General features: G+C 45.9%; 4 protein-coding genes. 1 reads left to right on the forward strand and 3 read right to left on the reverse strand.

Features of this window, described 5'->3' with window-relative positions; genetic code table 11:
- The first annotated feature begins 1,739 nt into the window (after positions 1-1,739).
- Positions 1,740-4,286 (forward strand): alpha amylase C-terminal domain-containing protein, encoded by a 2,547-nt coding sequence (locus G367_RS0117090; RefSeq protein WP_020414381.1) that lies wholly within the window; start codon positions 1,740-1,742, stop codon positions 4,284-4,286.
- A gap of 88 nt (positions 4,287-4,374) precedes the next feature.
- Here the strand turns inward: G367_RS0117090 and G367_RS0117095 are convergent, their stop codons facing one another.
- The 3 genes from G367_RS0117095 to G367_RS0117105 all read right to left on the reverse strand — a co-directional run bounded on the left by G367_RS0117095 (position 4,375) and on the right by G367_RS0117105 (position 12,218).
- Positions 4,375-7,491 carry an FG-GAP repeat domain-containing protein gene (locus tag G367_RS0117095; protein WP_169337132.1) on the reverse strand — a complete coding sequence of 1,039 codons (3,117 nt, stop codon included), beginning with the start codon at positions 7,489-7,491 and terminating at the stop codon, positions 4,375-4,377.
- A gap of 301 nt (positions 7,492-7,792) precedes the next feature.
- The gene (locus G367_RS0117100) at positions 7,793-9,724 is read right to left on the reverse strand and encodes an alpha-amylase family protein (protein WP_020414383.1); all 1,932 of its coding nucleotides are present in this window, start codon (positions 9,722-9,724) and stop codon (positions 7,793-7,795) included.
- Between the two features lie 52 nt (positions 9,725-9,776).
- Positions 9,777-12,218, reverse strand: coding sequence for a glycoside hydrolase family 31 protein (locus tag G367_RS0117105; protein ID WP_020414384.1), 2,442 nt, complete (start codon positions 12,216-12,218; stop codon positions 9,777-9,779).
- Positions 12,219-12,272: the final 54 nt, after the last annotated feature.

The raw sequence follows: 12,272 nt of genomic DNA on the forward strand, positions 1-12,272 counted from the left end.
TGGCAATAGTTGCAATTACTGATTTGGACAGGCTCGCGACTTGTGCAGATTTTTTGGGGAATAGCTTCCCTGCGGGAGAAGGCTTCTATAACTGGGCAGTTGCTTTGCTTTAGACGGTTAAGAAGCAAGTCCAACATATCTAGAAGTGATTACCTATTTTAGTGCCGTTGTTTTTATACTAGGGTGCATGGTGCCGTATATGTTAGTTCAGCAGGGAGTGGCAATCAATTTGGTTAGGCATTTTACATTGATTTATTGACACCTTCTCTTCCAGTGAAAAATTTCTTAACACCCTGAATTTGCGGTAATTAAGCGTAATGTAGCGGGGCAACTCCCGAAGGGGCAAGAAAAGCCGTTTTTAAAACTCACTGGGAGTATTCGCAGTCTATTTCTGCCAATACAGAGTAGGTAGGGTCACCATAAATTTGCCTAACTTTACATAATGATAGTGATCCCTGGTATTCCTCAAAATCTTGATGAAGCTGATTTAGCAATGCTTGTTCTATGTTGCCTTTAGATTCTTCTAATTGTGCCCTAAGGTGGAAGCTATTTGGCTTGTACTCAATAAATTGATTGCTCCCTGCTCTATCTTCGAACCTGATGTAGCTACTTATCTGATCATGCATTAGTAGGTAACCATAAAAAGAGGATGCTGAAAGAATACAAGAGACAAAAACTATCAGAGAGGATTTCTTTAAGCTCACCGTATTTATCATGTTTTAACGCTTTGAACAAACACACGCGTTAGTATGCTTGTTTGTTTAGATATGTTAATGGTTGTTCGATAGCTTATTACGCCAGTCCCTATTGAGACATTCAGTTTGAATGTTAAAGCTGCACCTGCTCAGTATAGGGGTTCGTTTCCTTTGGTGGATAAAAGTCATTCTTGTTCCTCCTTAAGCCGTGGGTCACAGGAAATTATACTTTGCTCAATAGTTTTAGATAATTGCGGCTAGGAGCTTTTTATTACCTCACTTATCTCCCACTTAAACTAGGAAGAACTTGTAGTTCTAAGCCTTGCCAGAACGACAGCATCAGAAGAACTATATTGTTCTGAAATTTTTGAAGTTTCACTGCCTGAGTATGCAAATGCATACGTGCCAAGCAGGCTGCTAAAAAAGAGGAGTATGACTCTCACATGTTTTGTGATCATTAACGTCCGTAGTTGGGCCTGGCTTGGCGCTTAGCGGAAAGCCGGTCGACAAGCTAAGTTTGTTTTTTGAACAGTGCAGAGCTTCACTTGTCGCTAATTTCAAACCTCTGCAGATAAAGCTACTACGCCCCCCTGAAGGGGGATGTATGCATTAGTACCACTTCTTTACTCTGCTATAGGTCATTCTTCATGGAGGGTGGCCCATTGTACTGGAGTCACTGGGTTAGAAGCACTTATTAGGGTTAAATATAACAACGATAACTAGGTTTAGTTATCTCTCAGGTTGTCATTTCCCGGCAATCATTTGCACTCACTGATGCAAGTCATTCGCTTGGTTGGATTCAACTGGTGAGCATTTGCTGTGAGTACTTAGTAAATTGAACCTCATATTGATTGTTATGCATTAGCTTCTTTTATCTCTGTTGGGAAGCTCTCCTGAGCTTTAAGGCTTGCTGTTTCTAAAGTGGTGACTTTGGTATTTAAATTCAGGAAATCTTGCTCCCTTGACCTGCCGTTTGTGTGATTGAGGGCTCAGATACCTGGATTAAAAAAATAACAGCGAAAAGATGACTAAGAGAAAGCAATAATGAACAATCCATTTCCCCTGAAAAGGCTACTGGCCAGTACGGGCCTTGTGCTTGGTACACTATCTAGTGCCCATGTTAATGCCGGTACCGCTTTTGTACATTTATTCGAGTGGAGCTGGAATGATATCGCCAGTGAGTGTGAGAACTTTCTCGGGCCTAAGGGTTTTGATGCGGTGCAAATATCTCCGCCCAATGAGCATATCAGCCTATCCACCTGGTGGGCGCGCTATCAGCCCGTGACTTATACCAACTTAACCAGTCGCAGCGGTACTGAGCAGGAACTGCAAAGCATGATCAACCGTTGCCATGCAGCAGGTGTGAAAGTCTACGCCGATGCGGTAATTAACCATACGGCGGCCTGGAATGGCGGTGGTACCGGTTGGGGGGGCACTCAGTGGACCTTGCTGGACCATCCGGAGTTTTCTTATAACGACTATCACTCCGATTGCACCATCAATAACTACAATGATGCCAATCACGTATGGAGCTGTAGGTTGAGTGGCTTGCCGGATTTGGATACCGGTTCCAGCTATGTACAGGGAAAACTGGCTGGTTACTTGAGTAAATTAAAAGGCATGGGAATTGATGGTTTTCGTATAGATGCGGTCAAGCATATGTCCCCAAGCGATTTACACGCCATTGTGAATCAAGCGGGCAACCCCTGGGTCTTCTCTGAGGTTATTGGCGCTGCCGGCGAAGCTTCGGAAATTCAGCCTTACAATTACACTTTTTTAGGCAGTGTCACCGAATTCAAATATGGCACTGATGTGGCCAGTAACTTCAATGGTCAGATTAAAAATCTTGCCACTATTGGTGAAGGCTGGGGGCTGCTCCCTTCTGGCGATGCGGTACATTTTATCGATAACCACGACCGCGAGCGAGGTCATGGTGGTGGTGGTAATCTGACTTATCACGATGGGGCCAAATACAACCTGGCCAATGTCTTTATGTTGGCTCATCCCTACGGTTATCCCAAGGTAATGTCGGGGTATGACTTTACCGATACTGATATTGGTCCTCCCAGCAATGGCCCGAATAATTGTCAAAATGGTGCTTGGGTCTGTCAACACCGCTGGGGCAATATCGCCAATATGGTAGGTTTCCGTAACTATACCAACGGTACTGCCATGAACAATTGGTGGGACAATGGCAATAACCAGATTGCTTTTGGCCGCGGCAACAAGGGTTTTGTGGTGATCAATAATGAGGGGGGCTCCCTGAGCCAAAGTCTCTACACCGGCATGCCCGCGGGGGATTACTGCAATGTGTTGGCGGACGATAATGAATGCAGTGGTGATGTGATTACTGTGGATGGCAATGGCTATGCTACCTTTAATGTGGCTGCCAACTCTGCTGCGGCAATTCATGGTGGCCAGTTAGTAACACCTTGTGACGATTGCGCTGAACCTGGCTTCCCTAGCCTGTACTTCCGCGGTACTGCCAATAACTGGGGCAGTACAGCATTTGAACAGGTGGGCGATAATATCTGGCAGTTGGTAGTGAACTTTGACGGTCAGGCGGACCAGCGCTTTAAACTGGATATTTATGGTGATTGGGCCGAAAATTACGGCGATGATGGTGCCGATGGTACTTTGGATAAGACCGGTGCAGATATTTATACTTCTGTAAGTGGTAATTATCGAATCGAAGTCAATGATCAGAGCCTGAGCTATACCCTTACTGAAGTTTCCTCCCAGCAGGCACCGGTAGCGGTTGTCTCTCCCTCAGCAGTTACCGTTGCGATCAATCAAAGTATCACTCTGGATGCCAGCGCTTCTAGCGATACTGATGGCAGTGTGGTGTCCTATAGCTGGAGTAGTGGTGGCAGCAACGTCAGTACTTCCCTGAGTTTCGACAGTGCTGGTACCTATACAGAAACAGTGACGGTAACGGATAACGATGACCTGACGGATAGTGCCACTGCGACTATTACAGTGATTGATCCCAATGGAGGCTATGCACAAAACTTCACTGCACTGCATTTTCGGGGAACGCCCAATGGCTGGGGCAGTCAGGCCATGAGTTTGGTAGCGGATAATACCTGGCGTACAACAGTCGTTTTTGATGGCAGTAGTAATCAGCGTTTCAAGTTTGATGTAAGTACTAACTGGGATGAAAATTACGGGGATAACAATGCCGATGGGTTTCTGGAGCAGGGCAGCAATGATATTTATACCAATGTGGCTGGTACTTATCTTGTTGAAGTGAATGATAAAACACTCAGTTACTCCCTAACCTGTGTGGATTGTGGCGGCCACGCCTCTAATTTTTCCTCCCTATATTTCCGTGGAACGCCAAATAATTGGGGAGCTGAGGCAATGCAGTTAGTGGCGGATAACCTTTGGGAAATTTCGGTTAACTTCGATGGTCAATCCCAGCAGCGTTTTAAATTTGATGTCAATGGTGACTGGAGTGAAAACTACGGCGATAACAATACCGACAAAATTCTTGAGCGGGATGGTTCTGATATTTACATCTCTGTTACAGGAATTTATACGGTGCGGATTAATGATCAAACGATGACTTACAATGTGGATGGTCTATAGATGAACAAATAAAGCAGGCCTTGCATTAGGCCTGCTTTATTTTTTCTTGCTTTAAATTGTCAATATATACAGAAAAGAATAGTTTAGGTTATCGAGTTACATTAATAGTGAGCTCCCCCGACAACCATGTTAATTCATAAATTCCATCTTTATTGGTGTCTGTAAAATTCATGTGCCTCCACGGAGAGGATGCCAATTCGGGTGATATGCTAATGGTTTTCCCAGTTTTGGGGTCCATTTCCGCAATGTAAACTGTATCGAACTTAGCTATAGCTAATAAAATATTTCTGTGTGATAAGCCGTAGTTCTGTATCTGTATTGCATTAACCCGATCGACATCTGGAAGGTAAGCAACACTCCTCACACTTAAATCTTGATTTAATATCATCACCCAATGGTGGTTGTATTCGGGTCTTAAACCCATCGTGACAATAATTTCATCAATTGAATCTCCATCTATATCCCCCGTTTCTATAGGATTGAACCATATGTCTTCAATATTTTCTGAAAATATTGGGTCTCTAAACTCATCTGGAGTATCGTTAATTTGGAATTGAAATACTGGGGATTGGTAGCTATTTTCTTCAGTTAAAATACTTATTTTGTCGTAGTTTGAGACAGCAATACCCATCTTCCCACTGTTGTTGATATTGAATAATTCTAGATGGTTGCCACCATCAGATGTATTACTCCAAATTAATTCATAAGTGTTTGCATTATAGGCTTGTAGAGATGAGTCCTCATTCGTGACTACGATGCTGCTTTCCGTATTATTGCCAAGTTTACCTACTACCATGTGCCTTGGATCTGACCCTGTGGCTTCTCCAGACCAGATTATTGACTCTGAAAAGAAATCATAAATTCCAGGCCTTTCATTATTTACGAAAATTAGCTCTTTTATGCCGTCATCCTGTAAGTCTAAAAGTGTTAATTGAGTGTCATAATCATCGCCTTTTGGAAGGTAGATTTCTGGGCTCAAAGAGGTTTTTCCGTTGCTTGAGTCTAAAGAAAATACATATGTGGGTTCATCTAGGGAGTTCGAAAGAACTAAAGCGTGGATCTCAGAAGTATTAGACTCATGTTGTTCTATAGGAAGCATGTAGCTGCGGAAGTTGGGTGCTCTTTCATCTGAATTCCATTCTAACTGGAGCTTAGAGTCTCCTGGATTTTCTGAGAAAATTGCCAAATTCTTTCCATCGTAATAAAGATACTCTAGTTCTGGATCTCCATCCATATTGAAAATCATCACATTTGAGGAGAATTGATTAGGTATTGTTCTTTCTCCTGTTAATAAGCTGGTAAATTGGAGGGTATCTGGGCTAAAGGAATATACTACTGGGAACGAACCTGATGTCGTCACAAACCTTGGAGACGTTTCCTCTGGAGGTTGGATGATGCGAAAATAATCTATGGAACCCGGATTCTCAGCGATTATACTTTTTGTTGTAGTGTCGTACGCAGTAAGATATCCGGTGTCCGGGTGAATTCCAATAATTTCCTCTACTCCATCCATATTTATATCTGCTGTTTCTATACTACGCCATTCTCTAGTAAAACCATTCTCATAGTGCCAAGCTGTTTTATAACTATTTCCATCACGGTCCAATAGAAAGCCATTACCGGTTACGATTTCCATTTCATCATCAAGATCTAAATTACCGATGGTAAAATTAGTCCCTAGGGCTAGTGATTCTGACTGCCATTTAATTGAAAAATCTGTGCTGTCCAGAATGACTAGTTTTTCTTTGCGCTGATAACCGTCAGGTACTGGAAAGGGGGAGGTTGTGGTTTGGACTAATAGAATGATCTCTAAATTTGGGTCATTGTCCAGATTGTAAACCTTGATTTCATGAATATCGTAACCATCAACACTTGAAATTTTCGCAGGCTTAAAATTTTCATTGAATTTATACAGGCCTAATTGGGGCGGATCTCCTACCAAGGAGTTATAATATTTTAACCCTACCAATATTTCATCTAGGCCATTGCCATCGAAGTCGGCAGAGGCAACAGATGAAATAGTTGATGCGGGTGAAAGACCATCATTATAGTTGCTTATCGAGAAAGGGTATTCCCAGTTAATTGCGAAATCAGAACCGTCATATCCCCAGATAGAAAGTCGCCTGCTGTTCTGACTGGTGGACAATACTTCTTGTGCTCCATCTCCATCAAAATCTCCAACAGTTGATAATTGAATCTTAGAAAATATGTTTGAATGGCCTCTTGCAAGTGGAAATTGCCGATTCTGGTCGAGTACTTTAATTGTTCTGCTTTCACTATGTGAATATTCTGATTGGGTCAGTAGGATTTCCCAAGTGACATCCATCTCCGTATCGAACATAGGCCCAGTTGGCGTCCAACTGACCATACCACTTTCATCCATTTCCATACCATTGGGGCGTGCTTGAAATTCAAGCGTGAATGGATCGTTATCAAAATCTTCAGCTACTATTTGAAAAGTGGCTTCAGCACCATATTGCGCGGTTTCCGGCATATTGACAATAGTCAGTACAGGCAGGGAATCTTGTACCTCAGTGCTGGCAGATAGCTCGGTAGCTAGATCGCCATCTGAGGCGATTAATGTTACTGTTATTTGGTCATCTTTTGAAAAGTAGTCCGAAGGTAATGTATCTGTTGTTACACCGATAACTTCTTTTTGGTTAACTGACCACCGATACGTGGAGGTTATCTGATCACCATCCTCATCAGAGACTGTTGAAGTAACTTTTAGATCCGGCTGGGTAAAAACAGGTAAGTTAATAAAACTTAGGTTCTCGATAACCGGTGTTCTATTTTGAATAGTAATAGATGCGGTTTGCGTTACCGTATCTTTGCCATCGGTGACAGAAGCTTCTACAAGAATATTGTCGCCGCGGTTAAAGTAGGCAGGTTCAAGGTTGCTATTGGTTGCTTCACCAATAACTTCTTCGTTATTTTTCCATATATAACTGACTTCCAGCTGGTCACCGTCTTCGTCGGTTGCATCTAGCTGAATAGAGAGGGGTGTATCGTTATATGCCTGTTCAGGTAATAGTAATAAACTATTGATTACAGGAGGAGTATTGTTTGCTCCATCCCCTTGACCTGAGGAGGGCTCACTATTAGAGCTACTGTTGGATGACCCTCCTCCACAAGCGGTCAATATTATAGACATAGTTGCCAGATTAATGAGTTTAATCCAGGGTTTATTAATATATATACTCACATTGTCCTCCATGTATCTGCAGCAATAATCAACATGATTTCCCTGTAACTGGTTCGAGTGTCTCAGTTATTAGTATTCTATTAGCTAATATTATTGGAATCGATGCATGTTATTTGTAATGGGAGGCAAAATAAATAATTTTTTATTTCTTTAAGTAATTGTTGACTGCTTCACAGTTTTCGATGCGTATATCTGGTTTTAAATGGGGGATGTGAATGATTTCCAGAAAAGAAATAGCCAGAAATATGATTTTTATCGATTCTGAATTTGTGGGGAGTGTCCACTCCCCGATTTAATTTCACTAAATATTTGTTGGTGAATTATGAGGTGATGCACTTGAAATGTGGAATATGTTACTTTCAAAGGGTTTTAGTTTAAAGTGAATCTTCCCTAGCCTGTTATTTATTAGGAGATTTATCGTCCTATCAGAAATCTGGCCCTTAACCTGATACACTCCATCTTTCAAATTCCATTTACGAAGTAACCCTTCTGGTAAAACAAAATCAAATTCAGAATGTCGGCTGCTGAAGTTGGCTATTACCAATAGTTTTTCACATTTGTCCCAGCGGGCAAAGGAAAATTGCTTTTCCCCATAGCCAGTACTTTGCTTGCGATTGTAGTTATGCAAATCTAAATAGTTACCACGTAAGGCAGAGCTTTGCTTGGAGAAGTTGAGCAGGCGCTGGTAGAAGCTGCGCAATTCTTTTTCTTCTTTTGTCAGCAGAGCAGTGTCAAAAGCGCCCTCATTATTCCAGCGGCGAACACTGGGTACTGACCAGTAGTCGAAAATGGTGGTGCGGCTGGCTTTACCAAAGCCGGCATCTTTGTTGGCGGGTTCTCCTAACTCCTGGCCAAAGTAAACCAGGGTAGGGGCTGGAGAGAGTGCGGCGGATACCAGCATTGCAGGTTTGCCTGCCTCTGGGTTGCCAGAAAATTGTGGGCTGGCAATACGCTGCTCGTCGTGGTTCTCCATAAAGCGCAACATATGAGAGGAAATATCTACCAGGCCTGCCTGCACCTCTGCGATTTTATCTGTACTGCCCTTGTTTTCCATGACCGCGCGAATAGCGTCGTAGGTGCCGACTTTATCGTAGAGGTAATCCATTTTGCCCAGATGCAGATAGTCCCGGTAGCGCTCCGGAGTATAGATTTCGGCAAGTAACAGTGTGTTGGGGTTGCGCATTTTGATGGAGGAATTCAGGTAGCTCCAGAATTCTACCGGTACCATACCGGCCATGTCATAGCGGAATCCATCCACGCCAAAGTCCAGCCAGTAGTGGGCGATATCGCGGAATTTTTCCCAGGTGTCCGGGACTTTCTTGTTTGCCCAAAACTGGGAGTGGGCCCGGTAGTCGCGCTCGGCATATTCCTGGGGTAGCTCAGAAAAATTCTTGCTGTCATCGGGGCGAACGCCAAAATTAATTTTGACCGTTTCATACCAGTCGTGCATGGCAGGTTGTGCACTGCGCGCGCCATTACCGGTCCATTTCGCTGGACTCTCTATAAACTGCCCATCGACAAGATCATTGACTTCGCCATTGAGTGGCTGATAACTGTCTTCTGCAACGGGCACGCGGAAGTCTTCGCCCACCACATAGTAGAAATTGTTGTTGCGGGCGTAGGTGACCTGGGTGTTGTCGCCAGCTCCAAAATCCTGTACGCCTTGGGGTTTATCGAGAGAATGATAGGCGCGGGCTACATGGTTGGGCACTATATCGATAATCACTTTCAGACCGGCCGCGTGGCTGCGTTCCACCAGTGCGCGGAATTCCTGTAATCGCTCTGCTGGGTTATTGGCCAGGTCTGGGTTTACGCTGTAGTAATCCTTGATGGCATAGGGAGAGCCGGCGCGGCCTTTAACCACGTCTGGATCATCGTTACTGATACCGTATTCCGTATAGTCGCCAACGAGCGCGTGGTGCAGGGCACCGGTGTACCAGATATGGGTGGCGCCCAGCGCGTGGATTTCATTCAGTGCTTTTGAGGTAAAGTCGGAGAACTTACCCACACCATTCTCTTCGAGTGTGCCCCAGGGTTTGTTGGTGCTGTTAGTGTTGCCAAATAAGCGCGGCAGCACTTGGTAGATAACCGCTTTTTTCTCTGCAACTTTTTCAGCGGGCTGTATTTCTTCCGGGCCGCTCTCCTGGCTGCAGCTGGCAGCGCCGAATAGAGCAGCACCTAGTAATGAAGCCGAAATGAGTTTGGCAATAAACAGGGAATGTAACTTCTTCATTGTTTCCTGATGACTTTAAAAGTTTTTAGTCAGTGAACAGCGGTTTGCTGAATTATTGATTTTTGAGCGTTAAATCCAGCGGTTCTTTGTGCCAGTCAAATTTAACCAGCAGTTGCTGCTTGCGCTTGTTGTACCAGGCCCCACGGGGTGCCTGAGCAAAGTCTTTTTCACTGTCGAAAATAGGCAGGGATTCGCCGGTAACATCAAGCTGCGCAGGCACTTGTTGCCAGTTGTGGATCTTTAAATTGACCTTGCGGGATTCCGGCATACCGGTATAACCGTCTCCTTCTCGATTAAAGGCGAAGGTTAAACCCTGCTGTTTGTTTTCAGCTGAGAAATGCAGTTTCTCGTATTTGCCTTTTTCAAAAGCCTGCGCGGTAGCGCCATCATCTTCATAAACATAGCGCTCGGACTTTGCTGCTGATGGGTGCGCGTAGTAGTCCAGGATCAGGTTTTTACTGGAGTAATCGCGGCTGCTGTGAATATCGTCAATGGTGGGAATAATGGCGCCGGCCCGCACCAGTACAGGAATCGTTTTCAGGTTCACCTCTACCAGGGACTGATCGCCAGAATATTGTTCATCAGTCCAGTAATCGAACCAGGTGCCGCCGGGCAGTTTTACCGCGACCTCATCCACATCTTCTTCCACGACCGGGGCAACGAGGAAGTCCTGCCCCCACAAGTAGGCATCCTTGTAGTCCAGGAGAGATAGGTCACTTTCGTTTTCGAAAAACAGCGGGCGCATCAGCGGCATGCCGGTCTGGCTGTTTTCGAAGGCGAGGGTGTAGTTGTAGGGCAGCAGGCGATAGCGTAGTTTTACATACTCGCGCAGGATATCGCGGGTGCGGCGGTCGTGGAAAACCGGTTCGGAAGCAATATGCTCCTGGGCGTGCGGGCGGTAAACCGGTTGGAATACGCCGTACTGTAACCAGCGGATATAGAGTTCGCGGTCAAATTTCTCGCCGCCGGCAAAGCCACCCAGGTCTGAATGGGTGTAGCCAAAGCCCAGCAAGCCCATACTCAGAGCCAATTCCACCTGGGGCTGCAAGCCACCCCATTCCCGAGCGACGTCGCCGGTCCAGGGGATCATGCCGTAGCGCTGGGAGCCGGCAAAACCGGAGCGCATCATAATAAAGGGGCGACGCTCAGAGTGCTTTGCCGTTTGGCGTTCGTGCAGTAATTGCGCCCAGGCGTGGCCGAAGGCGTTGTGGATTTCATCGGCCATACCGATTGCGTGAACGGTATCGGAGGGGTGAACTTCCGGTTCACCCAGGTCGCCCCACCAGCCGGCTACGCCCTGTTCCAATAACCCGTCGTAAATATTCCAGAACCAGTCGCGGCCATCTTCGGAGAAGACATCGATCAGGCCGGTATTGCCGAAGTAGAAATCAAAACGCTTGGGCTCTCCGGCCAGGTTTTTGGCCAGGGCATTATTCGCCACGGCTTCCTGCCAGCGCTCGGAGGTGGAGAGGACAAAAGGCTCGGTCACCAGAATGGTATTGATGCCGCGTTTTTTAAGGTCTGCCATCATCTTTTCTGGTTCGGGAAAGGCTTCCTTGTCCCAGGCCAGGTTGCCCATATGGCCTTTGATATCCGGGCCAAACCAGTAGAGATCCAACACCAGGGCGTCCAGGGGGAAATCTTCTTCGGCAAACTTATCCACGGTTGCGCGGACTTCGGCTTCGCTGTGATAGCCAAAGCGCGAGGCGAAGTTACCCAGGGCCCAACGGGGTGGCAGGGGCTGTTTGCCGGTGGTGGATACATAATTTTCCAGCAACTGTGGATAAGTCTCACCGGCTACCACGATGTAAGCGGTGCGCCCGGCTACGGCTTCAAATTGCAGGATATCTTCTTCGTTTGCGCCCAGATCCAGGGTGCCGGTGGCAGAGTTGTCGAACAGCAGAATGTATTTGTTGCTGGACAGTACTGCAGGCAGGGAAAAATACATCTGGTTGGATTCGGTGGTGTACCCGTAATGGGCACGGTTATACAGGGGCAGGCGTTGACCGCGACGGTCCATCCCCATAACCCGCTCTCCACCGCCCAGTAGTTTTTCCTCTGGCGACAGTGCAAAGCGGAATCCGCGCATTGTCTCGGTGGCAAAGAAGCCGCTTTCTTCACTAAGGATTGGCTCTTTACCGCGAAAGTACTCAATTCGGAAGGGAGACTTGTGGATAATTGCTGTAAGGGAGCCAGTTTGGTAGATGAGCTTGTCCTCTCCGTCCCGCAACTGGGCCTTGAACGAACTTTCCGGCTTGTCGTCAATAGCAAAAGAAGGCAGCTGTTTGATACCTTCGCTGTGGTAGTGCAGGGAGAGTGCCGAAGGGCCGACCGGTGTAAGGGAGACCTCGCCATCATTTAATTGTATGGTAAGTGAGTCTTTGCTTTGCTGATGTGCCAGGTAACTTCTTGATTCACCGGCTACAGCGAGTACGCTCAAGCAGAGGGTGCTGGCAAGGGCAATTAGACGCAGAAGGGGCAGATTTGGGATCATCGCGCGGAACTTCAGTTGATTATTTGACTATTTGTGGCTGCAGGACCTGTGCGG

It is taken from the genome of Microbulbifer variabilis ATCC 700307, from assembly GCF_000380565.1.
Taxonomy (GTDB): Bacteria; Pseudomonadota; Gammaproteobacteria; order Pseudomonadales; family Cellvibrionaceae; genus Microbulbifer; species Microbulbifer variabilis.